At 49.9% G+C, this 345-nt stretch carries 1 rRNA gene; it reads left to right on the forward strand.

The features are described 5' to 3' along the window. The first annotated feature begins 153 nt into the window (after positions 1 to 153). Positions 154 to 270 (forward strand): 5S ribosomal RNA (gene rrf, locus WH37_RS06790). The last annotated feature ends 75 nt before the right edge of the window (positions 271 to 345 follow it).

Here is a 345-nt window from a genome sequence, read left to right on the forward strand (position 1 = left end):
TCGTAACAAGGTAGCCGTATCGGAAGGTGCGGCTGGATCACCTCCTTTCTAAGGAAATACCCGATTACGCAGATAATCGGATACTCAGGCAGGGTATTGCTCACTCGTTGTCAGTTTTGAAAGAGTAATCCTCTTTCGCAAAAGCAAGGCCTGTTTGGTGGCGATGGCGGAGGGGAACCACACGTTCCCATCCCGAACACGACCGTTAAGCCCTCCAGCGCCGATGGTACTTGGACCGCAGGGTCCTGGGAGAGTAGGACGTCGCCAAGCAGGTACGATTTTTTGTGCCTAAAATAAAGTTGTGTCTTTTCTAAAGCTTGTCTTTGGAATGGATGTAACAAACAC

This window comes from Paenibacillus algorifonticola (genome assembly GCF_000971975.1).
GTDB lineage: Bacteria > Bacillota > Bacilli > Paenibacillales > Paenibacillaceae > Pristimantibacillus > Pristimantibacillus algorifonticola.